Source organism: Neorhizobium sp. P12A (assembly GCF_008365395.1).
GTDB lineage: Bacteria > Pseudomonadota > Alphaproteobacteria > Rhizobiales > Rhizobiaceae > Rhizobium.
The window spans coordinates 948,781-975,745 of sequence record NZ_QOVX01000002.1 but is presented as its reverse complement, the minus strand read 5'-3'; the positions used below and the strand labels follow the sequence as shown (position 1 = coordinate 975,745).

The 26,965-nt window shown below is 61.1% G+C and carries 24 protein-coding genes; 10 read left to right on the top strand and 14 right to left on the bottom strand.

Annotated elements, in window-relative coordinates; all coding sequences use genetic code 11:
* The first annotated feature begins 74 nt into the window (after positions 1 to 74).
* A complete protein-coding gene (locus DTW90_RS10765) occupies positions 75 to 515 on the top strand; it encodes a MarR family transcriptional regulator (protein ID WP_149338133.1) in 441 nt (146 codons plus the stop codon).
* 35 nt (positions 516 to 550) lie between these two features.
* On the opposite strand, the gene DTW90_RS10760 is transcribed toward DTW90_RS10765, so the two are convergent.
* Together DTW90_RS10760 and DTW90_RS10755 are read right to left on the bottom strand one after the other, a co-directional pair.
* Positions 551 to 1,306 carry a L,D-transpeptidase family protein gene (locus DTW90_RS10760; protein WP_132517755.1) on the bottom strand — a complete coding sequence of 252 codons (756 nt, stop codon included), beginning with the start codon at positions 1,304 to 1,306 and terminating at the stop codon, positions 551 to 553.
* Positions 1,307 to 1,465: 159 nt separating this feature from the next.
* On the bottom strand, positions 1,466 to 2,266 hold the full coding sequence (locus DTW90_RS10755; protein ID WP_132517757.1) for a L,D-transpeptidase: 801 nt from the start codon (positions 2,264 to 2,266) through the stop codon (positions 1,466 to 1,468).
* Positions 2,267 to 2,453: 187 nt separating this feature from the next.
* Here DTW90_RS10755 and DTW90_RS10750 point away from each other — a divergent pair, with 187 nt between their 5' ends.
* Together DTW90_RS10750 and scpA are read left to right on the top strand one after the other, a co-directional pair.
* Complete coding sequence (locus DTW90_RS10750; RefSeq protein WP_132517759.1) at positions 2,454 to 3,806, top strand: methylmalonyl-CoA mutase family protein; 1,353 nt, start codon at positions 2,454 to 2,456, stop codon at positions 3,804 to 3,806.
* A gap of 210 nt (positions 3,807 to 4,016) precedes the next feature.
* Positions 4,017 to 6,149 carry a methylmalonyl-CoA mutase gene (gene scpA / locus DTW90_RS10745; protein WP_149338132.1) on the top strand — a complete coding sequence of 711 codons (2,133 nt, stop codon included), beginning with the start codon at positions 4,017 to 4,019 and terminating at the stop codon, positions 6,147 to 6,149.
* A 29-nt stretch (positions 6,150 to 6,178) separates the two neighbouring features.
* Here scpA and DTW90_RS10740 read toward each other — a convergent pair whose 3' ends face one another.
* The 4 genes from DTW90_RS10740 to DTW90_RS10725 form a co-directional block, all read right to left on the bottom strand.
* Positions 6,179 to 7,213: an alpha/beta fold hydrolase gene (locus DTW90_RS10740; RefSeq protein ID WP_149338436.1), complete on the bottom strand. Its 1,035-nt coding sequence runs from the start codon at positions 7,211 to 7,213 to the stop codon at positions 6,179 to 6,181.
* Between the two features lie 99 nt (positions 7,214 to 7,312).
* On the bottom strand, positions 7,313 to 8,950 hold the full coding sequence (locus tag DTW90_RS10735) for a cisplatin damage response ATP-dependent DNA ligase (RefSeq protein WP_149338130.1): 1,638 nt from the start codon (positions 8,948 to 8,950) through the stop codon (positions 7,313 to 7,315).
* 169 nt (positions 8,951 to 9,119) lie between these two features.
* On the bottom strand, positions 9,120 to 10,130 hold the full coding sequence (locus DTW90_RS10730; RefSeq protein ID WP_149338434.1) for a ligase-associated DNA damage response exonuclease: 1,011 nt from the start codon (positions 10,128 to 10,130) through the stop codon (positions 9,120 to 9,122).
* 90 nt (positions 10,131 to 10,220) lie between these two features.
* The gene (locus DTW90_RS10725) at positions 10,221 to 12,518 is read right to left on the bottom strand and encodes an EAL domain-containing protein (protein WP_246664919.1); all 2,298 of its coding nucleotides are present in this window, start codon (positions 12,516 to 12,518) and stop codon (positions 10,221 to 10,223) included.
* Positions 12,519 to 12,741: 223 nt separating this feature from the next.
* Here DTW90_RS10725 and DTW90_RS10720 point away from each other — a divergent pair, with 223 nt between their 5' ends.
* Together DTW90_RS10720 and DTW90_RS10715 are read left to right on the top strand one after the other, a co-directional pair.
* On the top strand, positions 12,742 to 14,112 hold the full coding sequence (locus DTW90_RS10720) for a TIGR03808 family TAT-translocated repetitive protein (RefSeq protein WP_149338129.1): 1,371 nt from the start codon (positions 12,742 to 12,744) through the stop codon (positions 14,110 to 14,112).
* A gap of 96 nt (positions 14,113 to 14,208) precedes the next feature.
* Complete coding sequence (locus DTW90_RS10715; RefSeq protein ID WP_132517765.1) at positions 14,209 to 14,874, top strand: glutathione S-transferase family protein; 666 nt, start codon at positions 14,209 to 14,211, stop codon at positions 14,872 to 14,874.
* A gap of 5 nt (positions 14,875 to 14,879) precedes the next feature.
* Here DTW90_RS10715 and DTW90_RS10710 read toward each other — a convergent pair whose 3' ends face one another.
* Entirely contained in the window at positions 14,880 to 15,776 is an 897-nt protein-coding gene (locus tag DTW90_RS10710; protein ID WP_132517767.1) for a LysR substrate-binding domain-containing protein, read from the bottom strand.
* A 153-nt stretch (positions 15,777 to 15,929) separates the two neighbouring features.
* Here DTW90_RS10710 and DTW90_RS10705 point away from each other — a divergent pair, with 153 nt between their 5' ends.
* Together DTW90_RS10705 and DTW90_RS10700 are read left to right on the top strand one after the other, a co-directional pair.
* Positions 15,930 to 16,142, top strand: a complete 213-nt coding sequence (locus DTW90_RS10705; protein WP_132517769.1) for a hypothetical protein — start codon at positions 15,930 to 15,932, stop codon at positions 16,140 to 16,142.
* 64 nt (positions 16,143 to 16,206) lie between these two features.
* Entirely contained in the window at positions 16,207 to 16,560 is a 354-nt protein-coding gene (locus DTW90_RS10700; protein WP_132517771.1) for an MmcQ/YjbR family DNA-binding protein, read from the top strand.
* An 18-nt stretch (positions 16,561 to 16,578) separates the two neighbouring features.
* Here DTW90_RS10700 and DTW90_RS10695 read toward each other — a convergent pair whose 3' ends face one another.
* Entirely contained in the window at positions 16,579 to 17,199 is a 621-nt protein-coding gene (locus DTW90_RS10695) for a glutathione S-transferase family protein (protein ID WP_132517773.1), read from the bottom strand.
* Positions 17,200 to 17,320: 121 nt separating this feature from the next.
* A complete protein-coding gene (locus DTW90_RS10690) occupies positions 17,321 to 17,677 on the bottom strand; it encodes a DUF4406 domain-containing protein (RefSeq protein WP_132517775.1) in 357 nt (118 codons plus the stop codon).
* 121 nt (positions 17,678 to 17,798) lie between these two features.
* Here DTW90_RS10690 and DTW90_RS10685 point away from each other — a divergent pair, with 121 nt between their 5' ends.
* Positions 17,799 to 18,554 carry a DeoR/GlpR family DNA-binding transcription regulator gene (locus DTW90_RS10685; RefSeq protein ID WP_149338128.1) on the top strand — a complete coding sequence of 252 codons (756 nt, stop codon included), beginning with the start codon at positions 17,799 to 17,801 and terminating at the stop codon, positions 18,552 to 18,554.
* Here DTW90_RS10685 and DTW90_RS10680 read toward each other — a convergent pair.
* Positions 18,511 to 19,278, bottom strand: coding sequence for a hypothetical protein (locus DTW90_RS10680; RefSeq protein WP_149338126.1), 768 nt, complete (start codon positions 19,276 to 19,278; stop codon positions 18,511 to 18,513). The two genes, DTW90_RS10685 and DTW90_RS10680, sit on opposite strands and share 44 nt — an antisense overlap.
* Positions 19,279 to 19,425: 147 nt before the next feature.
* Positions 19,426 to 20,433, bottom strand: coding sequence for an asparaginase (locus tag DTW90_RS10675; protein ID WP_149338125.1), 1,008 nt, complete (start codon positions 20,431 to 20,433; stop codon positions 19,426 to 19,428).
* 98 nt (positions 20,434 to 20,531) lie between these two features.
* Here DTW90_RS10675 and DTW90_RS10670 point away from each other — a divergent pair, with 98 nt between their 5' ends.
* Positions 20,532 to 21,800 (top strand): MFS transporter, encoded by a 1,269-nt coding sequence (locus DTW90_RS10670; RefSeq protein ID WP_149338430.1) that lies wholly within the window; start codon positions 20,532 to 20,534, stop codon positions 21,798 to 21,800.
* Here the strand turns inward: DTW90_RS10670 and DTW90_RS10665 are convergent.
* Positions 21,797 to 22,420 carry a helix-turn-helix transcriptional regulator gene (locus DTW90_RS10665; protein ID WP_149338123.1) on the bottom strand — a complete coding sequence of 208 codons (624 nt, stop codon included), beginning with the start codon at positions 22,418 to 22,420 and terminating at the stop codon, positions 21,797 to 21,799. The genes DTW90_RS10670 and DTW90_RS10665 overlap by 4 nt on opposite strands.
* A 107-nt stretch (positions 22,421 to 22,527) precedes the next feature.
* Here DTW90_RS10665 and DTW90_RS10660 point away from each other — a divergent pair, with 107 nt between their 5' ends.
* A complete protein-coding gene (locus DTW90_RS10660; protein ID WP_149338122.1) occupies positions 22,528 to 23,952 on the top strand; it encodes an MFS transporter in 1,425 nt (474 codons plus the stop codon).
* Here DTW90_RS10660 and DTW90_RS10655 read toward each other — a convergent pair.
* Positions 23,933 to 24,931 (bottom strand): NAD(P)H-quinone oxidoreductase, encoded by a 999-nt coding sequence (locus tag DTW90_RS10655; protein WP_149338121.1) that lies wholly within the window; start codon positions 24,929 to 24,931, stop codon positions 23,933 to 23,935. The two genes, DTW90_RS10660 and DTW90_RS10655, sit on opposite strands and share 20 nt — an antisense overlap.
* A gap of 131 nt (positions 24,932 to 25,062) precedes the next feature.
* Positions 25,063 to 26,868, bottom strand: coding sequence for a GGDEF domain-containing protein (locus DTW90_RS10650; RefSeq protein ID WP_246664917.1), 1,806 nt, complete (start codon positions 26,866 to 26,868; stop codon positions 25,063 to 25,065).
* Between the last annotated feature and the right edge of the window lie 97 nt (positions 26,869 to 26,965).

The following is a 26,965-nucleotide window of genomic DNA, read 5'->3' as shown; positions in this document are numbered from 1 at the left end:
GCTTTTAAAAAATGAAACTGGAACAATCGCCACCGGGAACGACAGACAAAAATGACAGAAAAACAAGGGAACAGATGATATCGGAGGATGACAAGCGCCTGGAGCGGCAGCTCTGCTTTGCCGTCTATGCGACCGCGCACGCTTTTACGCGTGCCTACAAACCGCTTCTCGACAAGATAGGGCTGACCTATCCGCAATATCTCGTCATGCTGGTTTTATGGGAAAAAGGCTGCCTACCGGTGAAGACAATCGGCGAACAGCTCGATCTCGATTCCGGCACCCTCTCGCCGCTCCTGAAGCGGCTGGAACAGAGCGGACTGATTACACGTCTGCGTGATCCGAAGGACGAGCGGCAGGTCATCGTCTCGCTGACCAAGACGGGCGCCGCAACGCGGACCGAGGTCGACAGCATCATGATGGCGATGGGCAATGCCGTCGGCTACAGCATGGAAGACATGGCAAGCCTGCGCGACCGCTTGCATCTGCTGCGCGCGAACCTAGCATCCGTCGAATAGGGACGTCTAAGTCTTCGCGCGGCTATATCTGCGATTTACTGCAGAACGACGATGGGAGCCTTTTCCGGCACACGATCGTAAAGGTCGATGACGTCCTGATTGAGCAGGCGCACGCAACCGGACGATACGGCCTTGCCGATCGAGCGCCAATCAGGATTGCCGTGCAGGCGATAGAGCGTGTCCTGATTGTTCTGGAAGATATAGAGCGCGCGGGCACCCAGCGGGTTGGTGAGCCCAGGCTCCATGCCGCCATTCTTGATCGAATATTTTACCAGTTCCGGCTGGCGAGCAACCATCTCATCCGGCGGGTTCCAGCGCGGCCATTTTTTACGCCACTGGATCACGCCCTCGCCCTGCCAGGCAAAACCCTCGCGGCCGACGCCAATGCCGTAGCGCATGGCAGTCTGGCCACCCGGATCGATCACATAGAGATGACGGGACGGCGTATCGACGACGACGGTTCCCGCCGCATGGCCGGTCGAATTGGCGACGCGCTGGCGATAGAACTGGGGATCGATCTGCTGATAGGGCACGGGCGGAATGAGGAAGCCGTTGTCTTCCTCAGCCGCATAGATAACCGCCGGATCCGGCTGATCGCCGAGACCGGAACCGCCGAACAAACTGCCGCCAAAGCCGGAATTATCGTAGGGCCCAAAGCCGGGACGGTAGACAATGGACTGTGCCGCCGGATCGCTATTGGATGTCGATGCGCAGCCTGCAAGCGTTGAGACAGCGCCAAAACCGGCAAGGGCCAGGAAATTTCGTCGGGAGAGGGAGGACGGCAAGCTCATGATCGCATCGTTCCAGAGTGAGCACACAGGCATAAATTCGAACAGCAAGCCGAATCAGCTTCCCATTGAAGAACGCCGGGACTTAATCGGAACTTAATGACCAATGTCATCCGCGACTATTACGCATATGCAACATCACGAAAATTTGTGATGTCAACCCTATTCGACCAGGATTTCGCTTCGAACCGGTACACGATTGTAGAGATCGATCACATCCTGGTTGAGCATGCGCACGCAGCCGGACGACGTCGCCTTGCCGATCGACTGCCAGTCCGGGGTGCCGTGGACGCGGTAAAGCGTATCCTTGCCATTCTTGTAGATATACAGGGCGCGCGCGCCGAGCGGATTGGTAGGCCCGGGGTTCATCCCGCCTCTTTCGGCGGAAATCGGTTTGATCTCCGGCTCGCGGGCGACCATGTCGTCAGTCGGCGTCCAGCGCGGCCATTTCTGCTTCCACTGCACGACGCCCCTGCCCGACCATGCGTAGCCCTCGCGACCGAGGCCGACGCCATAGCGCATCGCCTTGCCGCCGGGCTCGACGAGGTAGAGGAAATAATCCCTGGTATCGACGACGATCGTGCCGGGCTTTTCGTTCGTCTGATAACTGACTTCCTGCCGCAGGAATTTCGGATCGATACGCGTATAGGGGATGGCCGGCAGCGAAAAATCGTCTTCGTTCATCTGCGCATACATCGCCTGATGCACAGGATTGGAGACCGGCAGACCATAAGTCTGATGGAACTGCGTGCGATAGAGATCGCGCACCTGCGGCACAGGCTGCACCGGCAGGCGACGGACCTTCTGCGGATCGATGCCCTCAGGACTATAGAAGACCGGCGCAGTCTCCATGGCGAAACGATCAGGATCGGTCGCGCCCGTGTCGGGAATGATGCTGCAGCCGGCAAGGATTCCCATGCAGGACAGGCCGGAAGCAAGCAGAAGGCGGCGAAGAAGAGACATGGAATCAGCCATCATCGAGAACGTTGAATACTCTACGGTCTTCCCAATCATGCCAATTCCGGCTGGCGCGAAGCTGGCGTCCAGTATGCCGGAATGCGCAAACTGTAGATATAATCTCCGGCGCGACCAAAGTTTTGTTTTCCCGCCGCCGCACGCGGGCTAAAAGACTTGGATACGGGAGGATAGCATGAAGGCTGAGGAAATCGATGCAAACGCTTTTGGCCCGGTGAGCCGGCAAGACTGGCTTAAAGTGGTCGAGCGGGCGCTGAAGGGCGCGGATTTCGCCCAGACGCTGGTTTCTGCGAGCGACGACGGCATCGCTATCGAGCCGCTTTATCAGCGCCGCCAGAATGCCACGCCCCAGCATCGCCGGCGTCCGCTCTCGCCGTGGGTCGTCTCCCAGCGCATGGACGACCCTGATCTGCAGCGCGCTTTTGTGCAGCTCGACAATGATCTCGCCAATGGCGCAACCGGCGTCAGCCTTGTCTTTCCCGCCTGTGCGGCATCCTATGGGTTGGGCCTTGATGGCGACCTGGAGATCGACGGCCTGACAGCCCGGCTCGCGACGGCACTTTCGGGCCGCTCGCTCGCCCTGCGGCTCGAGGGCGCCTCGCCGATGACAGCACTGTCGCTGGCCGACGCTCTTTCCGCCAACACGGTCGAGATGCATTTCGGCCTCGGCGTTACCGCCATGGAACCGGCTGCAGCGACGGTTGAACTCTTCCGCCGCATCCGGGCAAACGGCACGTCTTCAACCGTTCTCAAAGCCGATGGCCGGTCCGTGCACAATGCCGGCGGCACGGAGGCCCAGGAACTGGCCGTCATGGCTGCCGCGCTGATCTATCATCTGCGGCGGATGGAGACGTCAGGTATCGGTGCGGACGAGGTGCTTTCCGCGGTCGGCCTTTGTCTTGCGGCCGATCAGGATCAGTTCATGACGATAGCCAAGGCACGCGCGGCGCGGCTGATCTTCGCGCGTATCGCGGAGGCCTGTGGCGTCAGCACCGCTCCTTCCGCGTACCTCTTCATGGAAACAAGCTACCGCATGCTCACCCGGCTCGACCCGGAGACCAATCTCCTGCGCAATACCATCGCCGTGTTTGCAGCAGGTGTCGGCGGGGCCGACGAGATATCTGTCCTGCCGCATACGCTTGTCCGCGGCATCCCCGATCCGCTGGCCCGCCGGCTCGCCCGCAATACGCAGACCATCCTGATTGCCGAAAGCCATCTCGACCACGTCAGCGATCCGGCAGCCGGCGCCGGCGGGATAGAGGCGCTGACGGAGGCGCTTGCCGAAAAGGCATGGGAAATTTTCACCGGTATCGAGCGCGATGGCGGCCTTGGTGCCGTCATGGCCAGCGGGCGACTGGCATCGAGGATTGCCGAAACACGGGCAAACCGTCCGGCGAGACAGATCGTGGGCACGAACCTCTTTCCCGCCAAGACCGAGCGGCCGGTTTCAGTGCTGGGGCCGCTTCGGGCTATCGAGGCCGGGATGGGGTTGAGGCCGGTGCGGCTGGATGAAGAGGGGAGCAACTAACATGATGTCGAGTGAACACCCCCCTCTGCCCTACCGGGTATCTCCCCCACAAGGGGGGAGATCGGGCTTGGCTGGCCGCCTGCTCTTCTTGAGAAATCAAATTGATGTCGAACTGCAGCCGCAGATAACGAATCTCCCCCCTTGTGGGGGAGATGTCACGGCAGTGACAGAGGGGGGTGTCGCCTCTTGCTCCCTCCGAGGGAGGTTTGCATGACCCACATCCCCGATTTCTCCACCGTCCCGTGGACCCGCCCGCAAACCGCCGCCGGAACCGTCACCAGCGCGCCGTGGGAGACGCCCGAGGGCATCGCGGTCAACCGCAGCTACGGCGAGGCCGACCTGCAAGACCTGAATTTCCTCGACACCTATCCCGGCATAGCCCCCTTCATCCGCGGGCCCTACCCGACCATGTATGTCCAGCAGCCCTGGACGATCCGGCAATATGCGGGCTTCTCGACAGCGGAGGAGTCCAACGCCTTTTATCGGCGCAACCTCGCGGCCGGGCAGAAGGGCCTGTCGGTCGCCTTCGATCTCGCCACCCATCGCGGTTATGACAGCGACCATCCGCGCGTGTCCGGCGATGTCGGCATGGCGGGAGTGGCAATCGACAGCATTCTCGACATGCGCCAGTTGTTCGACGGCATTCCGCTCGACCAGATGAGCGTGTCCATGACGATGAACGGTGCCGTCCTGCCGATCATGGCGCTCTATATCGTTGCCGCCGAGGAACAGGGCGTTTCCGAGGAAAAGCTGTCGGGGACCATCCAGAACGACATCCTCAAGGAGTTCATGGTCCGCAACACCTATATCTATCCGCCGCAGCCCTCGATGCGGATCATCTCTGATATCTTCAGCTATACCAGCACGCGGATGCCGAAATTCAATTCGATCTCGATTTCCGGCTACCACATGCAGGAGGCCGGCGCGACGGCGGATCTCGAGCTTGCCTATACGATCGCCGACGGCATCGAATATGCCCGCGCCGGTGTCGCGGCAGGGCTCGATATCGACAGCTTTGCGCCCCGCCTCTCCTTCTTCTGGGCGGTCGGCATGAACTTCTTCATGGAAGTGGCGAAGATGCGTGCCGCGCGCCTGCTCTGGGCCTCGTTGATCGCGAAGAACTTTTCGCCGAAGGACCAGAAATCGCTGGCGCTGCGCACTCATAGCCAGACCTCCGGCTGGTCCCTGACGGCGCAGGATCCCGTCAACAACATCGTGCGCACCATGGTCGAGGCGATGGCCGCGACGCAGGGGCACACGCAATCACTTCACACCAATTCCTTCGACGAAGCGCTGGCGCTACCGACCGATCATTCGGCGCGGATCGCCCGCAACACGCAGATCATGCTGCAGAAAGAGTCGGGCACGACACGGATCATCGATCCCTGGGGCGGCTCGGCCTATGTCGAGCGGCTGACCCATGATCTCGTTGCCCGGGCGCTGAGCCATATCGAAGAGGTCGAGGCCTTGGGCGGCATGGCAAAGGCGATCGAGAAGGGCATTCCGAAGCTCAGGATCGAGGAAGCGGCCGCAAGGACGCAGGCGCGCATCGACAGCGGCCACCAAACCGTCGTCGGCGTCAATTTCTCAAGGCCGGAGCAGGATATCGAGGTCGACGTGCTGAAGGTCGACAATTCGGAGGTGCGCGCCCGCCAGCTTTCCAAGCTGCAGCAATTGAAGGGCACGCGCGATACTTCGGCGGTCGAAGCGGCACTCGATGCGCTCACCGATGCGGCCCGCAACGGCACAGGCAATTTGCTCGATTTTGCGATCAAGGCAGCCCGTGCCCGCGCAACGGTCGGGGAGATTTCGCTGGCACTGGAAAAAGCTTTCGGCCGGCATGTGGCGGAAATCCGCACCATTTCCGGCGTCTATCACAAGGAGGTCGGCGACAGCGATCCTGCGTTCAACAAAGCGGTGGCAAAGGTCGAGGATTTCCGCAAGCGGAAGGGCGAGAAGCCGCGCATCCTTATCGCAAAGATGGGCCAGGACGGGCATGATCGCGGGCAGAAGGTGATCGCGACAGCTTTTGCCGATCTCGGCTTCGATGTCGTCGTCGGGGCAATGTTCCAGACGCCTGAGGAAGTGGCCGATCTCGCGGTCCGCGAAAGCGTCGATGTCATCGGCGCCTCCTCGCTTGCGGCGGGACACCTGACGCTAGTGCCGGAACTCAAGGAAGCGCTGTCGCGCCGCGGCGGACGCAACATCCTGATTGCCGTCGGCGGCGTCATCCCGCCGCAGGATTTTGCGGCACTCGAAGCAGCAGGCGCCGACGCGATCTTTCCGCCCGGAACCGTGATCGCCGAAGCGGCCAGTGCGCTGGTGGACAGGCTGTCGAAATAGGCGTCTTCAGGAAGCCCGACGCTGAAGCGTCAGGCCGCGATGCTCTTGAAGAACTGAATGCTCTGATCGATCTCGCCAGGCAAGGCGGACGTGTGGCCACCCGTCACCATCGCGACATCCATCTTCACGCCGCCGGCATGGGCACGCTTGGCAAGCAAGCCGAGCCGGGTGACAAAGTGCTCTTCCTCGCTCCCATGCGAAACCCGCATCGGGCATTTGAAGCTGTGGGCATAGCAGACCGGCGAGCGCATCTGGAATTCGCGCGGGTTCTTGTCGTCGAAGCGGATATCCTGCGGATAACGCGCAAAGAAGGCGAAGGAATCAGGATTGCCGGACATGGGGGCGGCGGCCCGGAAGCGCCGGGTCGACATGGCCGTAAGCATGGCCAGCGTGCCGCCGACGCTGTGGCCTGCAAGGAACAGGCGGTGCGGATCTACGCCAGGCAGATGTCGCAAACGCTCCGACGCCGCCAGCACGTCGTCGACCTCGTCGTAGAAGCCGGAGAAATTGCCCTTCTGGCCGTTTTCGCCGCGCATTGACGGGATCATCACGACATAGCCAGCCTCGATATAGGGCTTTACCAGAAGCCAATGCCCCTGGCCGATGGCATTGCCACCATGCAGGAAGAGCACGGCGGGCTTCGGCTTTGCGGTGCGCTGGTATTCCGATACCCAGGCGACGAGCTCGAGTTCACCGCCGTAGCCGCTGCGATAGAAAATCTGGTCTGCCCCTGTAGGAGCCACCAAGGGTTCGTACTTGTCGGGCGCCGGCCCCTTGTTCAGCAAGTGGGTACGGAAACGACGACGCTCGCGGGCGTAGTCACCGGACAATTGAATGGGATCGTCGGAAGATGCCGGTGGCGGGGCGGCCTTGGTCGACACGCCTGGGGCTGGAGCCGGCGTCGTCGCGGCGGCTGCAGGCTTTGCGGCCGGATCAACGGTCGTGGCAGTCTGCTGAGCCGCGTCGGTTGCGCTTGCCAGTCTTGGCAGGAGGAAGGATGCAGCAATGCCCGTCAAAACGGCGCGGCGGCTTGGGCGAAAGGCTTTTTCTTCAGACAATGTTATGCTCCGTCCACGTATGCCCCGCCAAGCTGAATTTGCACGGGAAGAATAACGCCGCCAACTCACATTCTGGTGAATGTCGGCGCGTAGAATCAGCAACTTCTAATCATCGACGGCAGGAGCTTTCGCGTCAATCATCGCCACCAAAGTTTCCAGCCGATCGGCTTCGTAGGGTGGCTTGTCGGGCCTTAGCCGGGCAATGCGGGGAAAGCGCATGGCAACGCCGGATTTGTGACGGGTGGAACGATTGATGCCTTCGAAAGCGACTTCCAGGACGAAGCCGAAATCGCGCTCGGCGCGCACCGCGCGCACCGGACCAAAGCGCTCGACGGTGTTGTTGCGCACGAACTTGTCGAGGACTTCCAGCTCGGCATCGGTGAAGCCGAAATAGGCCTTGCCGACGGGGACCAGCTGTTCGCCTTCCGGGGTCAGGGCCCAGACGCCGAAAGTGAAATCAGAATAATAGCTGGAGCGTTTGCCGTGGCCGCGCTGCGCATACATCATGACGGCATCGACATTGTAGGGATTGCGTTTCCACTTGAACCACGGGCCCTTGAGCCGCCCCGACTGATAGACGCTGTCGCGGCGCTTGATCATCACGCCTTCGATGACGGGATCGGGCGGCGAAGAACGCAGCTGGTCCAGCTCCTCCCAGGAAGAGAAATCAACCAGAGACGACAGGTCGAAGCGGTCATGCGGGGCTGCCTCGATGATGTCGGACAGCCGCTCTCGGCGGTCCAAAAATCCCCTGCCCCGCACGTCTTCCTCGCCATCGAAGAGCAAATCATAGGCGCGGATGAAGGCCGGGTATTCGTCGAGCATCTTCGACGTCACGGTCTTGCGGTTCAGGCGCTGCTGCAGATCGGAGAAGGTGCGCGTCGGGCTGTTGGAACGGGTCGTGCCGCCGATCAGCAACTCGCCGTCGACCACGCCCTCGAAGCTGATGGCGTCGACGATGTCAGGGAAGGCACCCGATATGTCATCGCCGGAACGGGAATAGAGCTTGCGCGTCTCTCCAGCGCGGGAGAGCTGCACGCGAATGCCGTCCCATTTCCATTCGGCGGCGAAATCCTTGGGGTCGAGATTGTCGAGATCGCCCGGCTCAACGGGATTGGCCAGCATGACGGAATGGAAGATCGCCGGCGTTGCCAGCACCGGCCTATCGCCCTTGCCCTCCAGCCACTGGAACAGGCTTTCGTAAGGCGGTTGCAATCCGTGCCACAGCGTCTCGATCTCGCCGACCTCCCTGTTCGAAAGATCCGCCAGCGCCTGCTTGGCGAGACGGGCCGACACGCCGATGCGCAGGGCGCCGGTCGCGAGCTTGATGAAGGCGAAGCGACCGGAACTGTCCAGCTGGTCGAGAAGATCACGGACGTAGCCACGCACCTCGGTGCGACCGAGTGCATTCATCCGCCGCACCACTTCGCCCAGCCTTGGCTGCGTCGCGGCCGAGCGGTCGATGTCCTTCTCCTCGTCCCAGACCAGGGAGATCGTTTCGGCAAGATCGCCGACATAGTCGTAGGAGTAGCGAAACAGGACCTCGTCCATTCGCTCCAGCACCAGCTCGCGCAGCATGGCCGGCTTGACGTTTCTCACCTCGAGCGTGCCGGCGATGGCCGCCAGGCCGTAACCGCGGTCGGGATCCGGCGTCTCGCGAAAATAGTCCGTCAGCAGCTTGAGCTTGCCGTTGCGGCTCGGCGTGAGCACGAGGCGGTCGAGGAGGGCTGCGAAGGGTTTCATCGTTCCCTCGCTCCTACGGTGCGCTTGGCATACCCCCCTCTGTCACTTCGTGACATCTCCCCCACAAAGGGGGAGATTGGGGATCGCCAGCGCCGCCACAGCCGATCTCCCACCTTGTGGGGGAGATGCCCGGCAGGGCAGAGGGGGGTATCGGCAAGCTCCAACGCCATCAATCCCCCTCGTCCTCATAGCCGATCAAATGCAACGGCTTGGCCGCAATCCCCTGCAGCTCGCACCACCGGACCAGTGCCTCCTCGCGGCCATGGGTAACCCAGACCTCGCCGGGTTTCAGTTCGGAAATGGTTTCCGTCAATTCCGGCCAGTCGCAATGATCGGAAATCACCAGCGGCAGTTCGACGCCGAGCTGCTTAGCGCGCTGGCGCACCATCATCCAGCCAGACGCAAAGGCCGGCAGCGGTTCGCTGAAACGTCTGGCCCAGCGATCGGAAAATGTCGATGGCGGTCCGACGACGATGGCGCCCTTGAATATCGATTGATCCCGGCTTTCCACCGTTGCCGGCAGCAATTCGCCGAGATCGATCCCCTGCCCGGCATAGTAATCGCAGAGCCGCTCCAAAGCGCCGTGAATATAGATCGGCTTGTCGTAGCCCGCGTCGCGCAACAACCGGATGACCCGCTGCGCCTTGCCGAGCGCATAGGCGCCGACCATGTGCGTACGCTCAGGAAACTGCTTCAGCGAGGCAAGCAGCTTGCGTGTTTCGGATAGCGGGTCGGGATGATGGAAGACCGGGAGGCCGAATGTCGCTTCGGTTATGAAGACGTCGCAGGGCACCGGTACATAGGCATCGCAGGTCGGATCCGGCCGGCGCTTGTAATCGCCCGACACGACGATGCGCAATCCGTCCTTCTCGATGGCGATCTGAGCTGAGCCGAGGACATGGCCTGCCGGGTGAAAGCTGACCCTGACGCCATTGATCGTCAGCACCTCTCCGAAACCGACCGGCTGTTCGGCGCCGGCAAAGTCTTCGCCATAGCGAATGCGCATGATGTCCAGCGTCTGGCGGGTAGCAAGCACGCGGCCATGGCCGGAGCGGGCGTGATCCGAATGGCCATGGGTGATCAGCGCCCGATCGACGGGGCGCACCGGATCGACATAGAAGCCGCCGAGCGGACAGAAAAGCCCCTCGGGGGCGGGATAAAGCAGCTGGTCGGGCCTCATGACAGGCAAGATAGCGGAATCTGCCTGATCTGCCAGTGCGTTGATGTGCAAACCAGCCCCGTTGGCGGCCGGATCGGCAGCCGGGCGGACTTAGATGCCGTCGCGCAGCATCCGTTCGATCTCGCCGGGTGCAACGGGCTTGGAAAACCGATAGCCCTGCGCTTCGTCACATCTGTTTTCGCGCAGGAACTCCAGCTGTTCCTCGGTCTCCACGCCTTCGGCAACGACAGCCAGCTTGAGCTTGCGCGCAAGCGAAATGACGGCGGAGGCTATGGCGACCGTCGTCTCATCGCGCGGCAAGGCCTCGACAAAGGCGCGGTCCATCTTCAGACGATGGAAGGGGAAGGTCTTCAGCGCCGCAAGGCTCGAATAGCCGGTCCCGAAATCATCGATCGAGAGGCGAACGCCGAGTGTGCCGAGCGAGCGCATGACCGTCAGGGCGCGCGGCACATCCTGCATCAGCGTGCTCTCGGTCAGCTCCAGCTCCAGCCAGCAGGGATCTAGACCGCTTGTCTCCAGAGCTTCGACGACGTGTTCGGCGAGAGCCGGATCGCTGAACTGCTTGGCGGAAACATTGACGGCGATCGTGACAGGCGGCAGGCCCATGTCCTGCCAAGCCTTATTCTGACGGCACGCCTCGTTCAGCACGTGGAGGCCCAGAGGAATGATGAGGCCCGTCTCCTCGGCAAGCGGGATGAAATGGCCGGGCGGCAGCACGCCGCGGTCAGGATGGCGCCAGCGTACCAAGGCTTCCAAACCGACGATCTTGCCGGTTTCGAGATCGACCTGCGGCTGATACTCGATAAAGAGCTGGTCGGAACCGATGGCGTGGCGAAGCTCGTCCTCCTCGCTGATCGGCATCGTATCGGCGCCGTTCGGCCGATTGTAGTAGTATTGCAGCGTATTCCGGCCAAGTTGCTTGGCCTGATACATGGCGGCATCGGCATTTGCGAGCAATTCTTCCGGCGTCTGGCCATCGAAGGGAAATGCTGCGACGCCGATGCTGCTGGTGACGGTCACATCCGCATCGGCAATCTTGATCGGACGGGCGATGACTTTCTGCAATTCGCGCAGACGACGCATGATGCCGGCATCGTGGCGCGCCTGATGGACGAGCACGACGAGAAATTCGTCGCCGCCCAGGCGCACGATGATATCGGAGGCGCGCAGACAGTTGACCATGCGCGCCGACAGCTCCTTCAGGACTTCGTCGCCGGCGCCATGGCCGAGGCCATCGTTGATGTCCTTGAAATTGTCGAGATCGATATAGGCGACCGTCACCTTGCGGCTGTTGCGGCGCGCCTGGAACAGGATTCTCGCCATCTGATCCTTCAGGAAAGCCCGGTTGGGCAATCCGGTCAGGTCGTCGTGATGCGCCATGAAATAGATGCGCTCTTCCGCGCGCTTGCGCTCGATGGCAATGCCGGCGATGTGCGTCGCCATATCGACCAGCTCCATTTCCCGCGTCGTCGGCGTTCGGACTTCGGAAGAGTAGAGAGCAAAGGTTCCGAGCACATTGCCCTGCGGCGTCATGATCGGGGTGGACCAGCAGGAGCGGAGGCCGAATTTCTGCACGACGCCGCGAAAATCCTCCCAGAGCGGATCGGTCTCGATGTCGCTGACGATGACCGGCTTGCCGCGCCAAGCAGCCGTGCCGCAGGAGCCGACCGAAGGACCGATGGCGACCCCATCGATCAGGCGGCTATAGGCGGCCGGCAGGTTCGGCGACGCACCGTGGAAAAGATGCAGACCTTCCGGGTCTAGCAGCAGGATCGATCCGTTGATACCGGTAAGCCCGGTCTCGACGAGCAGGACGAGCGCTTCGAGGATCATTTCCAGCGGCTCGCACTTGGCAATCATTTCCAGCAGCTGCGCCTGGCCGCGGCGCAGATTCTCCCGACGCTTCTGCTCGGTGATGTCGCGGGAAATGCCGATCAGGCCGATGACTTCGTTCTGGTCGTTGCGCAGGGGAATCTTGGATGTCAGCCGATAGGCCGGGGGGCTGCCATCGACTGATGGGACGCATTCCTCCATTTCCAGCCGCCGCTCGCCCGACTCCAGGATTTCCTGTTCGATGCGGAAGAATTCCTTGGCGACGTCGTGCGGCAGGAGATCGAAATCGGTCTTGCCGGCGAGCGCGCTGGCATTGTCGAAACCGAGCGTCTTTGCCGTAATCGCATTGGCAAAAACGAAGCGGCCCTGGCGGTCCTTGACGTAAAGAAAATCGGGCAGCTCGTGAACGAGGGCCTTCAGGCGCAGATCCTCGATGCCATAGGCAACGTGATGCGCATTGGCTGCCATCAGGGATTGGGTTGCCGCGAGGAGCCGCCGGGTTTCGATCTGTAGCGGGGCTACTTCCTGCGACTGTCGAGCCCTCATCCCGTTCATGACGCTCGTTCTCCCTAATTCGTCATTCCGTGAAACGCTAACCCCTGAAAACTCGTCGATGATATCGCAGGTTTCCTTCGGTCCCCTTAAGCGGAAGGGTGAACAGAGCGACAAGAAATTCCGCAAAAAGGCACCGGTCGATCATCGCAGGACGTATCAAATCGGGACAGATATCGATGGCACGGTTTGTGCTTTGGTAGGCGCAGTAAACACGGAGTTAACGATGCCTTCCCGCCGCGACTTCCTAGCCTGCCTTGCCGGATCGACTGTCGCCGCAGCATTAGAGCAGCGCGCCTTTGCCGCGCCGCTTTCGGCGCTTTCCTCGGCAGATATGCGCGGCGCGATCGATGCCGTCGCCTACAAGACGCTGCCCCCCGCGGTCGGCAACAAGAGCCAGAAACTGCAGGCGATGATCGATGATGCAGCCCGCAAGGGTCAGCCGGTTTTTCTGCCGGCCGGAAGCTACAACGTCTCAAACCTGACCTTGCCTAACAATTGCCGGATCACCGGCGTCGGCGGCGCATCGCGTCTCGTCTATAGCGGCGAAGGCCATCTAATGGCGGCGCAGGATGCAAAACGCATCGAACTTTCCAATCTCGTCTTCGATGGCGGCAATCGCTGGCTGGCTGACTATACCGACGGCCTGCTGCAGTTTACCGGCGTCGACGAGTTGGTGATCGACAATTGTGAGATCTCGGGCAGCAGCAAGCACGGGCTGCAGATGGAACGCTGCGGCGGCCGCATCAAGCGCAGCCGGATATCGGGGGCTGCAGATGCGGGCATCTACTCCGTGCAGTCGGCCGACCTCGCGATTGCGGGCAACAGCGTCTTCGATTGCGGCAATGGCGGCATTTTGGTGCATCGCTGGGAAAAGGGAGAGGACGGGACCGTCATCTCCGGCAACCGCATCGCCAGGATCGGCGCGAGGGATGGCGGCACCGGGCAGAACGGCAACGGAATCAACGTCTTCCGCGGCGCCGGCGTCACGGTCACAGACAATCACATTTCCGACTGCGCCTTCACCGCCATTCGTGCCAACTCGGCCTCGAACGTGCAGATCAGCAACAATCAGTGCCTGCGCTCCGGCGAGACGGCAATCTTCTGCGAATTCGAGTTCGTAGGCGCCATCGTCAACGGCAACCTCATCGACGGTGCAGCGAACGGCATTTCAATTGCCAATTTCGACAAGGGCGGCAGGCTTGCAAGCGTTACCGGAAATGTGGTGCGCAATCTGTCGCTGACGGGACCCTACAGGCAGGATAACGGCTTCGGCATCGGGATCGCGGCTGAGGCAGATACCCTGGTCGCCTCGAATGTCGTCGAGAATGCGCCGCTCTGGGGCCTGAAGCTCGGCTGGGGGCCGTATCTGCGTAATGTCGTTGCGACAGGCAACATTGTCCGCCACTCCGGCGTCGGCTGCGCGGTCTCCGTCGCTGATGGCGCCGGCGGTGCCGTCATCTCCGACAATCTCTTCGAGGATGCCGCAAAGGGCGCCGTCGTCGCCTTCCTCTGGGACAAGGCTGCTTCGGGCGATCTGGTTGCCGGAAGCTCCACCTATCCGCACCTGACGATCGAGCGGAACCGGCTCGGCTGACCATCAAAAGCATTCATGGCTGATATCAGGTGATGCCTCTTCCGTTTTGACATCTGTCGGATTAGCGTCCGGCCGGACAACAACAGGGGACCAGTCATGCTCACGATCTACGGCGTCTATCGCTCGCGCGCCTCGCGCAATTACTGGATGGCGGAAGAACTCGGCATCGAATTCAAGTCGGTGCCGGTGCTGCAGGCGACGCGCATGGACAATCCGCTGGCAGCAGATGCGCCGCTCAACACGCTCTCGCCGGACTTTCTGGCCGTCAACCCGATGGGCATGATCCCGAGCATCAAGGATGGCGATCTCGTGCTCAATGAGTCTCTCGCCATCAACCTCTATCTGGCGCGCAAATATGGTGGCCCGCTTTCGGGACAGACGGTCGAGGAAGAGGGCTTGATTGCCACCTGGACCATGTGGGCCGCGACCGAAGTCGAGCCGCATTCGGTCGCCATCGTACGCATCTATGATCGTGAGCAGGAAAACTCCGATCAGGGCAAGGCCGGCATCGTGGTTGCCAGCCGTTCCCTGAAGAAACCGCTCGATGTGCTGGAAAAGCGCCTGACGGGGCAGGACTATATTGCCGCCGATCGCTTCACCGTCGTCGATCTCAACGTTGCGGAAGTGCTCCGCTACGCCCAGACCGAAGACGCGCTTTTCGACAGCCGTCCGCATCTCAAGGCCTGGATCGAACGCTGCCAGTCGCGCGCGGCCTATAAGGCCATGCAGGCGACACGGTCAAAGGAACCGATCAGCGTCTGACGAAATCAGGCGAAGGGCCGCATGCTTTCGGCCATCTCGTCACGAATCCATGCCTTGAAGTCCGTGACCTTCCTGGGCTCGCGTACGCCTTCGGCCGTTACGAAATAATGGCCGAAGCCGGTCTTGACGCGGATGCCGAAGGGATCGACGAGACATTTCTGTTCCAGCGCATAGGCCGCCAGCGTCTGCCATGCGAGCAGAACGCCCTGCCCCGCAATCGCCGCATCGAGGCAGAGCGAAGCGTCGTTGAAGACATGGCGCGCCTCCATCGTCTCGCCGGACAATCCCACCTCCCGCAACCAGACATCCCAGGAAAACATTGCACGTCCGTCTATGACGGCGGGAATGCGCAGCAGGTCAGCCGGCTCCTTCAGGCCGCGGGCGATCTGTGGCGAGACCACGGGAAAGACCTCCTGCAACAGCAACAGTTCCGATTTGACCCCAGGCCAATTGCCCTCGCCGACGCGGATGCCGATATCGACATCTGACGTCGCAGGATTGACGAGCCGCATGGTGGCGTCGATGCGCAGCCGGATTTCGGGATGACGCTCGGCAAAACGATGCAGCCGGTAAACCAGCCAGCGGGCGGCCAGAACCGGCGCGACTGAAATGGTCAGGATCGTGTCGTCACGATGTTGGGCTGCCATGACGGCTTCGGACAGTGCTTGAAACCCCTCGCCCAGCCGCGCCAGGATGCCGACGCCGGCATCGGTCGCAACCATGCCCTTCGGCGTTCGCTCGAAAATCTGCCGCCCGAGCTGCGCCTCGGCCTTGATGACCTGCTGGCTGATGGCGCCGATCGTGACGCCGAGTTCGTCGGCGGCCGATTGCAGCGACCCGAGGCGCCCCACCGCCTCCAGCGCCCGCAGCCCGTTCAAATGGACGATGTTGAGGTTCTTCATATAGGATATCTATACCGACCTCTTGCCATTCTCAATTGAATTCCAGTCATTGCGGGCCGATACTGATTACATCGATCAAATTAAGTCTAATGATCCTGCCGCATTCGGCGCCATCGGCGTTTTTGAGCGGCGGAAGAGCGAGGAGGCATTGCCATGTCCGTGCTCAAGCTTTTCTTGACCCATATCCTGCCGGCCAAGTGGCTGGAGGAAGACACCGTTTCCACGTCGCACGACCCGTTGCTGCATCCTGACATCAGGGTCATGACGCTGGCGGAGCTGGCCGATCTGCCGCTGATGCCGGAGAATCTGGGGCGGACGATACCGCAACCGGTGGCCTGCCTGCCGGAGCGCCTTCGCTGTGCTTAACGCTCGCCATCGCCGGCTGTCCGGACTATTCTGCCGATGTTATCACTGGCGACGGCGGTCCCGGATGAGCGAGACGGAAGAGATTTTCAAGCGCTTGCAGGCACTTGCCGCGGAGGCTGATCTGCCCGAGGTCGAACTCGGCACCAGCTATGGCACGCCTTCGCTGAAAGTGGGCGGCAAGTCGTTCGTGTCGGTCAAGAATGCCGAGACGATCGTGCTGTCCATCCCGATCGAGGACAAGGAACGCCTCATCGAGATGGCGCCCGATATCTATTATCAGACCGACCACTATGTCGGCTGGCCGTCGCTGCCGCTCAGGGCCCACGCCATCGACGACGAAGAGCTCAAGCGCCGGCTGATCGACGCCTGGCGCTTTCGAGCCCCGAAGAAGCTGCGTGCGTCCTTCGATGGCAACTGAGCGTGTGACATTAGTCGATCAGGCTCTTTCGATTTCCCTCGCCCGCTGAACGGCAGGACGCTCCAGCATGCGGGCGCGGTGTTCGCCCAGTTTCGGCAGGCGGTCGAGGTCGACTCCGTCGCCCTTTGCCCATCCGAACATGGTGAAGAGATAAGCGTCGGCGACGCTGTAATCCTTGCCCATCACCCAGGGGCCGCGGAGCATCGATGTCTCGATGAGCCCCAGGCTCTCGCCCATGGTCTGCGGCACCTTGGCCTTCATGGTTTCCCTTGCAGCCTCGTCATCCGTCCAGCGATAGCCGCGGCGGCCATGGGCGTGGTTCACATGCACGGTGGCGCAGAGATAGTTGTTGAACGACTGCATCAAGGCAAATTCGAAGAGATCGTCGAGAGGTGCAAGGCGTGCCGATTTCGCGATCTGTGCGACATAGGCAAGAATGGCCGGCGTCTCTGATATCGCGCCCTTTTCGGCGATCAGCACGGGAACTCGGCCCTTCGGATTGAGGCGCAGATATTCCGGCGATTGCTGCTCCGCCTTGCTGAAATCGACCCGCTTGGCTTCGAAGGCAAGGCCGGATTCTTCCAGCGCAATCAAGCTCGCCAGTGAGCAAGCTCCCGGCGAATAATACAAAGTCAACATGCCCGCTCCATCCCGTTTCAAAGGGAGCCTTATAGCGGATTCGCAGCGTAGCGGGAACATTGATCCCGTAATGGGCATCGGGCTGGAACGAGCGGCATGCCGCCCGTTCCGTCGCAGACAATCATGTGCAGCCCGGCACATCCTCCAGCCGATGCCAGACGGGAATGCCGCGCTCACGGGCGATCCGCACATCATTATCGGCGCCCTTGGACTCGCCCGGAAGCCGCAATACGCCTTCGCAGAGCTCGAGCAGCCGATGGGCGGTCGGGTGAAAGACTTCCTCGTAAAGCGCGTCGCCGACGGCCTTGCCGCCCGCGGCATTCCACACCGGCAGGGCCACCCATTCGCCAATCATCGGCACGTGGCCGGCCCTGAACAGCGCATAGGACGGCTCCTCCAGGCGCTTCAGGTTCATCGCCATCTTTTCCGGGTCGTCTCCGGTCCCTGAGCGATAGGGTCCAGCAATCAAAATCAGCATGTTATCTCTCCTTTGCCCCGCCTCATGCAGGAAACTGCCCGAATATGCGGGAAATTTCTTGATTGTCGAGTCAATTCAGGCATAATCACGATAATTCATTCATTTTCGTGCGGGAGCGTGCATGCTGACCAGTCAACGCCAGACCATTATCCTCGACCTGCTCCGCCGCGATGGGCAGGTTGTTGCGAAGAGCGTCGCCGAGGAATTCAACCTTTCCGAGGACACGATCCGGCGGGATTTGCGGGAGATGTCGGCACAGGGCCTGCTGAAGCGGGTGCATGGCGGGGCGCTGCCGCTATCGCCGGACCTGCCGGATTTTTCGACGCGCAGGACAGTCTCGTCGGAAGAAAAGCGGTCGCTGGGTGTCTATGCCGCCGGGATGATCCGCGCCGGGCAGACGATCTTTCTCGATGGCGGGACGACGACGGCCGAGATTGTCCGGCATCTGCCGCGCGATTTCGCCTTTACCATCGTCACCCACAGCCCGACGATATCAGGCGAACTGGAACATCACCCGACCGCTGAAGTGATCCTGATTGGCGGCAGGCTCTACAAGCATTCGATGGTGGCGACCGGCGCATCGGCGATCGTGGCGATCTCGCTCGTCAGACCGGATATCTTCTTTCTCGGCGTGACCGCCGTTCATCCCGCGCACGGTCTTTCGACAGGCGATTTCGAGGAAGCCACGATCAAGCGGCACATCGCCCAATGTTCGGTGGAAACCTATGTCATGGTGACGGAGGAGAAGCTGGACACCGTCTCGCCCTGCCACGTCGTGTCCCTGTCAGCCATCTCGGGATTGATCGTCGCAGCAGGCGTGCCCGAGGATCGCCTCAAACCCTACCGGAGCGCCGGCGCGGCGATCCTGAAGACATGAGAATCTGCAGCGAAAGCCAGGCGACCTCCACCCTTTGCTGCGGCAGGAGACTTCCCAGCAGAGCGCAGGCGAAGATCATGAGGCTCGCATAGATCGGCGTCGTGTCGCCGATTCCAAGCTCGGCCAGATAGTTCAATTGCGGCTGCAGGTTAGCGATAGCAGCGCCGAGGGACGGCATCTGCATTTTGCCAGCAAGGAGAAGCGGCAGGTTGGGCTGGTTTGCAAATGACCAGAGCGTGGCATGGGCAGCCGTGAGAGCAGCGGCATAGCGGGGCAGTCTCCAGGAACCCAGCGGTTGACGCTCGTCATCCTCGAAGGGAACCAGCAGATAAGCAGCAAACAGAACGAGGAAGAGCAGCGGCAGCGGTAGGACGCCGAAAATGGCATCCAGCTGCACGTGCCCCTCCCAGATGCTGACGAATATCGTTGGAAAGTCCGTGGACGCTGCAAACCAGGCAATGGCTGCAATGCTCCAGAGGAGGCTCAGGCGCAGGAAGAGAATGCGCGCAAGCATGCAGAACAGGACTATGCCGCCGCAGAGCCAAAAGCCGGCGGGTTTAACCGCACCGCCCATGAGGGAGATCAGCGGACCGCAGGAGCCGGCATTCCTTTCGCAGCCGGAGAACTGGATGATCGTCCAGCCGACATAATCGAAATAGATCGCGCAAAAGACGAATGTCCCGATTGCGATCAGCATCCACCAGAGATAACGGCCTGCGAACATGTCATGCCCTCATGGCAGGGAACACGAAATCATTTCGGACCGATTGTATGCAAAGGCCGCAGCGCTGCATGCGGCTTTCGCAGAATTGGTTTAATTCATATTAGAGTATACGTATATTAACAAAACGTGTTTCGCTTCGAGACACAGTCAGGCAGTTACCGCCGACGTGACGTTGATGTCGCCGACATGGATGCCGTTCCAGTTGTGCAGGGCCTTGTTGGCCATCGCCATCAGGCCGGCATGGACCTCGCCATCCCTTTCGAAGAAGCGCGCCAGCGTCGCAGTGACCATCGCCTCGGATGCACGGCCATTGCCGTCATCGCATTTGAGGGCGAGCGCAATCCCCTGCTCCGGGATCGCCGCACAGAAGACGCCCTCGGCGCCTGTTTTGGCGAAGATGCGGCCGGGCGCAAGGCTCATCAGCTTGGTGCAGGCGCGACCGGTGCCAGCCACATAGAAGGGCTCGGCCATGCAGGCATCGAACAGGCGGCGGGCGGCCTTGGCGCGCAACGGCTCTAGGCCCGCGCCGGTCGCCATCCGGGCAAAACCGTGGGCGAGCTTCTTCAGCGGAACAGCGTAATTCGGGATCGAGCAGCCGTCGGTGCCGCAACTGTCGTGGCCGAGTGCCGCACCCGTCAGGCTCTGCATCGTGTCGCGGATCTGCTGCTGTAGCGGGTGATCGTAGCCGACATAGCCCTTGGGATCGATGCCCTGGTGACAGCAGGCGCAGACGAAGCCGGAATGCTTGCCCGAGCAGTTGTTGTGAAGCGCCGTCGGCTTGTCGATGGTGCGCGCCTGGTGGATGATCGTCTTCTGGTCGGACGACCAATGCGCGCCGCATTCCAGCGCGGACACATCGCGGCCGGCGCGCGACAACATGGAGGCGGCGAGCGCCACATGCTCGTCCTCGCCGCTATGTGAGGAGCAGGCAAGCGCCAGTTCCTTGTTGCCGAAGCCGTAGGCGTCGGCCGCGCCGCTTTCGACCAGCGGCAATGCCTGCATCGCCTTGCAGGCCGAGCGCGGGAAGACCGCCTGCTCGATATCGCCCTGCGAAAAGACCGTGCGACCATCGCCATCGACCACGACGATGGAGCCGCGATGGCGGCTTTCGACGAGATTGCCACGGGTGACTTCGACGCAGACGGGATTGGTCATGGGACGGGGATTCCTGATTTGTGGGGTCCGCCAGTGATAACGACTGCACGACGGATTGCCAATCGTCATATCAAGTGAAGAATCCGATCGTATCTTTTATTGCGCAACGGCCGCATGGGTCTAAAAGGACGACATCAGGAATCACGTCCCCCATGTTTTCAGCCCTTCTCCGCATCATTCGCGATCCCTATCTGCGCATCCCGACGCTGACGCTCTTTGTGGCCGGCTTCACCTATGCCTCGACCCTGCCCTATCAGTCGATGATCGGCATCGGCGAATTCGGCCTGAGTGACGGGCTCTATTCGATGCTGATCTTTGCGGCGGCGGCGATCAATGTCGCAGCCAGCGTCCTTCTCGGAATATTGTCGGACAGGCTGGGGGACCGGCGACCCCTGGTGCTGGCGCTGACCATCGCCGGCATCTTCGGCTACGGCCTTATCTATGAGGTCAGAAGCGTGCCGGTCTTCATCCTCTGCGTGCTGTTCCTGATCCCGGTTAGCAATTCCACCTTCTCGATCCTGTTCGGCAGTATTCGCGCGACGACCAACGAGATCGCGCCGCGCGAGGCGGTCTCGATCACCTCGACGGTGCGCGCGATTTATTCCGGGTCCTGGGCGCTGATGCCCGGGCTCGTCGGGCTTTATCTCGCCCATTCGCAAAGCATGATGCCGGCCTATGCGGTTGCAGCGGCGGCAAGTCTTGCCTGTTTCTGCCTCTATTTCTTCTTCGTGCCGCGCAGTGTCGGCAAGGTGGGCGGAGCGACCTTCGGCGAGGAAGGGTTTTTTGCCTCCCTCATGCGACTGCTGGATCCGGCGCTGATGATCCGGCTCGGCGCCATGGCGTTGATCACCGGCACGCAGCGGCTAAGCACCACCCTCTCGCCGCTCATCACCACGCAGATGGTGCATGGCACCGTGACCGATGTCGGCTTCCTCTCAGGGGCAGTCGCCTTCCTCGAAATGCCATTCATGCTGTTCTGGGGCGCGATGCTACGCCGCTTTCACAATGTCCATGTGCTGGTCGCAGGCGCCCTGCTTTACTCCACGCATCTGACGCTCGTCAGCTTCGCAACCGAGACGTGGCAGCTCTATGCACTCGTCGGCATCAATTCTTGCGGGGCCGCGGCCATCCTCTGCGTGCCGATCTCCTACCTGCAGGACCTGATCGCCGACCGGCCGGGGCTCGGCAGCTCGCTGATTGCCGTCAACATGTTCCTGAGTGGCGGCGTCGCCGCGATCCTCTTCGCCATCGGCACGGCAATCGGCGACTATTCGGAAACGGCCCGCGTCGGCGTCGCGAGCGGCCTTATCGCTGTTGTCCTGATGCTTATGCTGGACGGGAAGCGCTCCAAGGCGGCCACCGCCTAGGCGGGATTGACGACATAGGCGCAACGGCGCGCGCCATGCAGAATATGTTCCGTCCGCTCCACCCTGGCACCGAGAACGGTGCGGAAGGTCTCCAGCTCGGATCGGCAGAAACCGGCGCAAACCGACGCGGCAGCGCAGATCGGGCAATGGTTTTCGACCAGGATCAACGAGCCATCCTCATCCTCCCAGCTGTCGGCCATATAGCCTTCCCGCGTGCGGATCGCCGCGAGCCTGCCAACGCGGGATTTGAGGTCGCCTTCGCTGCCGATTTCGACCAGATAGCGTTTTTCCGTCTCGATCTCGCGTGCCGAAATGACGGTATCCAGCGCGCCGGATCCCAACTGCTCCACGAGCAAGGTCAGAAGGTTTGCGGTCAGCTCCGCGTGACCGTCGGGAAATTGCCGGTTTCCCGCCTCGGTCAGATGCCAGAGCTGGCGGGGGCGTCCGCGACCTGACGCGGTCCCGGTGACCGCCTCGACCAACCCGTCCTCGGCCATCTTCATCAGCTGCTGCCGCGCCGCCTCGGAGGTTATGCCGAATGCCTCGCCGATGGAGGCGGCGAGCTGCGGCCCCTCGTTCTTGAGCAGGAGAAGAATTCGGTTGGCTGATGTCTGATGCATTTATTTTTCCAAGTTTCTTCTTGCTTTAATAATCGCTCCGTGCAATTTTTCCAAGCAATAACTTTGAAAATAATAATTCTTCGCCAGGGAACATCAAGGATCGCCCCATGTCCGGTCTCGATGAGGCAGCACCCGTTGCCTCCACATCCGTCTTTCGTCTCTTTTCACCGGAGCTTCTGCCCGCCACACTCATTCTTGCGGGCGGCGTCACCCTCTATGCGGTCGAGAGCTATATTACCGCCACCATCGCGCCATCGATCGTGCGCGACATCGGCGGATTGGAGCTGCTTTCCTGGGTGACCAGCCTCTTTGTCGCGGCTGCCGTTCTCGGCTCGATCTTCGTTGCAGCCCGACCGCGCGGGATAGGCCTGCGAAATGTCTATGTCATCGCGGCAGTCGTTTTCGGTGCCGGCAGCCTGATTTGCGCGCTGGCCCCATCGATGCCGATCGTGCTGGTCGGCCGAACCATACAGGGCTTCAGCACGGGTGCGCTGGCGGCGCTCGCCTATGCCTTCATCCGCTTCGTCTATCCGGAGCCGCTGTGGCCAAAGGCTTCAGCACTTTACGCCGCGATCTGGGGCATATCGACGGTCATCGGCCCGACACTCGGCGGCTTCTTTTCGACGGGAAGCAACTGGCGCTATGCGTTCGTCGTGCTGGTTCCGCTCGGTGGCTTGATGGCGATATTCGCTCCACGCCTGCTGCCCCGAGTGGAGGATGACCGGATGAAGCAGCGAGCGCCGCTTGCGCAGATCGCATTCCTGCTGGCGGCCGTCCTGCTTGTCGGCTTTGCCGGCACGGCAGAGAGGATGGACGTCAAATCTGCGCTGATCGCGGCATCCGTGATTGCGATCATTGCCATGTTCACCATCGAGAAGCGAAGCCGTAGCCGACTTCTGCCTGCAGCTGCGATGATGCTTAGACAACCGATCTCGCGCGTCTATCTCACCATGTTCGCCCTGACCCTCATCCTGGTGAGCGATATCTACATTCCCTATTTCCTGCAGATGTTGCACGGGGTTACGCCGCTGATTTCGGGCTATCTCGTCGCTCTTGTCGCGCTCGGCTGGACCGCTTCGGCTTTCCTCGGCGGGTCCCTGACGGGGCGTCGGGCCAACGCAGCCATTGTGGCGGGCTGTGTGGTGGAGGCGCTGGCGACCGTCTCGATGGCGTTGTTCCTTGCCAGGGAGAACACGGCAAGCGACGTGGTGGTGCTTGCGCCTGTCACCATCGGCCTGTTCCTGATGGGTTTCGGCGTCGGCCTCGGATGGGCGCATCTGGTGGCAAAGGTGCTCCGACTGGTGAAACGCGACGAGCAGGACAAGGCATCCGCCGCAATTTCGATGCTCAGTGCACTCGCCAGCGCCTTTGGCGCATCCCTTTCGGGCGTCATAGTCAACAGCAGCGGCCTCATCGATCCCGGCGGCATTGCCGGAAACCTTTCGGCCGCCCACTGGCTCTATATTCTGATGGCGCTGCCAGGCGTCATTTCGATTGCCGCATCGCTTTCGCTCATGCGAGCTTCAGCATGATCTTGCCGATGTGATTGCTGGTTTCCAAGAGGCGATGGGCCTCGACGACATCTTCGAACGCGAAGGTCTTGTAGATGACGGGTGCCACCTTGCCGGTATCGAGCAGCGGCCAGACCTGGGAAAGAAGATCGTCACGGATGGCGCGCTTTTCCTCCGCCGTGCGGGGACGCATGGTCGAACCCGTGACGGTCAGGCGCTTGACCATGATCGGCTGCAAGCTTGCCTTCTCGACGACGGCGCCGCCAAGGAAGGCGATGATCGAGAGGCAGCCATCCTTGGCGAGGGACGCGAGGTTCTTCTCGAAATAGGCCGCACCGATCATGTCGAGAACGATGTCGACGCCATGGCCGGTCTCTGTCTTGATGACTTCGGCGAAGTCTTCTTCTTGGTAGTTGATGGCGCGCTTGGCGCCGAGCTTTTCGCAGGCCTCGCATTTCTCCTTCGAGCCGGCGGTCGTATAGACCGTGGCCCCGAAGGCGCGGGCGAGCTGGATGGCGGTCGTGCCGATACCGCTGGAACCGCCATGGATGAGGACGCTTTCGCCTTCAGTGAGACCGGCCATCTGGAAGAGATTGGCCCAGACGGTGAAGAAGGTTTCCGGCACTGCGGCCGCCTTGACGGCATCGTAGCCGTTCGGAAATCGCAGCGTCTGACCGACCGGGAGAACGCAATATTCGGCATATGCGCCACCGTTCGTTAGCCCGCAGACCTTGTTGCCAATGGAGAATTCGCTGACGCCGGGGCCAACATCGACCACTTCGCCTGCTATCTCGAGGCCGAGGATCGGGCTTGCATCCTTCGGCGGCGGGTAGATGCCCTGCCGCTGGGCGACATCGGGACGATTGACGCCTGCGGCTTCGACGCGGACGAGAATCTCCCCCGGCTTCAGCTCCGGCAGCGGCTTGCGAGCGATCGTCATCACTTCGGGCGCGCCGAAGGAGGGCAGATCGACAAAACGCATTTCAGTTGGCAAGGTCATCTTCAGATCTCCCCGTCCCACCTCAAGGATGGACACACGCTCCCTGGACCTTGCCGGGGAGACAATGCGACATGAGGACATGGACATAGTTCAGAGTTTCGGGCTTGGAAAGGACCGGTGCATGAAGGGCGTCAATTGGTCTCGCCCAAAGGGTGGAAAGCGATGCCGGTTTCGCTTTCCTTGGCCTTCTTCTTCAGGCCGGCGATGGCGGTGCTGACGCGATTGATATCATCGATGACGAGGCCCTGCGGCAATTCGAGGACACCGATCGAGCAGCGCATCAGCGGGAAGAAGGTTTCGACACCGTTGCGGTCGTGGCCGTGAAGCCGGCCGGCGGCGCGATCTTCGTCCGAATAGAGCGTCAGGACATCTTCCCGGAAATCCTTCAGCAGACGAGCGAGCACGTCACTCAATTCCTCGATGTTTCCGCCCTCGACCCCGATGAAGAAGTCGTCTCCGCCGACATGGCCGAGGAAATGCCTGTCGGCAAAGAAATAGCGGCGCATCAGGGCAGCAAAGCGCGAGATCGCGTGGTCACCGAGATGGAAGCCATAGGCATCGTTGAACGGCTTGAAGTTGTCGAAATCGCAGTAGCAGAAATAGCGGACTTCGTCGCCGTCGCGACCGGAATGCTGCATGAACTCCCGGATGGCGCGATTGCCCGGCAGGCCTGTCAGCGGGTTCTGATCCTGCGCCATCTTGAGCTGCTTTTCGTTGATCACCTTGATGAGCGAGGCGGCCGAAACGATGCCGGCATAGCGCATGCCTTCGGTGATGATCAGGCAGCTGCTGCCTTCCATGTTGGCGAAAATCGCCATCAGCTTTTCGGCATCGGAATCAAGACCGACGATCGGCGCCATTTCGACGAAATGCGAAATCGTGCGCTCATAGACCTTGTTCTTCAGGAGATCGCGGCCGAAGGGCTGATAGATATATTCCTTGAGATGGTACTCGTGGATGATGCCGCGCGGTTCGCCATTGGCGTTGAGCACCGGGAAAAACGCCTGGCGCGGGTTGCGGCGGAAAATCTCGAACACGCTGTCTATGCTGTCGGTTTCATAGATGGCCGGCAGCATTTCGATCTGCTTGCGGATCAGGATTTCGTCCAGCGACTGGTTGTTGCGCTTGATTTCCCCGAGATCCTGCAGATGCGGGAAAGCAGGCTTCAGTTCGTTGACCAATGTCGTCGGTCGCGCGATGAACCAACCCTGCACGAGATCGACGCCGAACTCGCGGCAGGCCAGAAATTCCGCTTCGGTCTCGATGCCTTCCGCAATGACGCGCGTGCCGAGGACATGGGCGATATTGACCATGTTCTTCAGGAGATGGCGCTTACGGGAGCTGCGGTCGATATCCGCGACAAAATGCCGGTCGATCTTCAGGTAATCTACAGCGTGGTCGCAGAGCAGCTTTACCTCGCCGTGACCCACGCCGAAATCGTCGATCGCCAGCTTGAAGCCGATCTTGCGCATTCTCTCGATCAGCGCCGAGAATTCCGGTACGCTCGTATTGTCGAACCGCTCGGAAAGCTCGAAGCAGACGGATGAAGGAGGAATGCCCGCCTTCCGCAGATGCTGAACCAGGCTGTCGATCAGGGCATCGCCTTGCGGGATCAACCGGACATCGAGATTGAGAAAGAGGGTCGCTGTCGCACAATCGGGCAATGTTGCGAATTTCGCGAGCGCCCGGCTCGCCACCATCTGTTCGAGGGCGAGGAGCTGACCTGTGCGTTCTGCCTCATCGAGAATTTCGATCGGGGTTTCAAAACCGATCCGGTCCTGACCGCGCATCAGCGATTCATAGCCGAAGACAGTGCCCGTACCGGCTTCGACGATCGGCTGGAACGCGTTTTCGACGACGAGCTTGGCCAGAGTGACAATTTGATCGCTAGCGTATTTGCGCAGCGAGGCCGGCTCGACGGTGGCAGTGATAGACACGCCAATCTCCAAATGTTTTTTACTTTATCGTTTTCCTTCGGACCATTGCCGACAACGGTCAATGAAACCTTTCGGCTCTGTGAAACTTTTGTGAATT